Genomic DNA, 1088 nt, shown 5'->3' on the forward strand with positions numbered 1-1088 from the left:
GGAATTCTTGGTGTAGGGGTAAAATCCGTAGAGATCAAGAGGAATACTCATTGCGAAGGCGACCTGCTGGAACATAACTGACGCTGATGCGCGAAAGCGTGGGGAGCAAACAGGATTAGATACCCTGGTAGTCCACGCCCTAAACGATGAATGCTAGTTGTTGCGAGGCTTGTCCTTGCAGTAATGCAGCTAACGCATTAAGCATTCCGCCTGGGGAGTACGGTCGCAAGATTAAAACTCAAAGGAATAGACGGGGACCCGCACAAGCGGTGGAGCATGTGGTTTAATTCGAAGATACACGAAGAACCTTACCTAGGCTTGACATTGATAGAATCCGCTAGAGATAGTGGAGTGCTAGCTTGCTAGAACTTGAAAACAGGTGCTGCACGGCTGTCGTCAGCTCGTGTCGTGAGATGTTGGGTTAAGTCCCGCAACGAGCGCAACCCTCGTCCTTAGTTGCTAACTATTCGGTAGAGCACTCTAAGGAGACTGCCTTCGCAAGGAGGAGGAAGGTGAGGATGACGTCAAGTCATCATGGCCCTTACGCCTAGGGCTACACACGTGCTACAATGGGAAGTACAAAGAGATGCAATATTGTGAAATGGAGCAAATCTCAAAAACTTCTCTCAGTTCGGATTGTAGTCTGCAACTCGACTACATGAAGCTGGAATCGCTAGTAATCGTAGATCAGCTATGCTACGGTGAATACGTTCCCGGGTCTTGTACTCACCGCCCGTCACACCATGGGAGTTGTATTCGCCTTAAGTCGGAATGCCAAACTGGCTACCGCCCACGGCGGATGCAGCGACTGGGGTGAAGTCGTAACAAGGTAACCGTAGGTGAACCTGCGGTTGGATCACCTCCTTTCAAGAGAAAAACTAAAGATTCGTTTCTTTTAGTTTAAGTTGTTCTTTTCCTGCTTAGTTTTCAGAGATTATTTAACTTTGCAGTAGGGGCTTATAGCTCAGGTGGTTAGAGCGCACCCCTGATAAGGGTGAGGTCGGAGGTTCAAGTCCTCCTAAGCCCACCAAACGAAATTCTTTTTTATTCTTTTGAAAGAGTTTTCAAAGTTTTTTTGGTCATTACCT

The 1088-nt window shown here is 47.6% G+C and carries 1 tRNA gene and 1 rRNA gene; both read left to right on the forward strand.

From position 1 onward, the window contains the following. Positions 1-867: ribosomal RNA gene (locus BS85_RS0109910) — 16S ribosomal RNA — on the forward strand; the annotation flags it as partial. 86 nt (positions 868-953) lie between these two features. After that, positions 954-1030: transfer RNA gene (locus tag BS85_RS0109915), tRNA-Ile, on the forward strand. Positions 1031-1088: the final 58 nt, after the last annotated feature.

Source organism: Helicobacter rodentium ATCC 700285 (genome assembly GCF_000687535.1).
Taxonomy (GTDB): Bacteria; Campylobacterota; Campylobacteria; order Campylobacterales; family Helicobacteraceae; genus Helicobacter_D; species Helicobacter_D rodentium.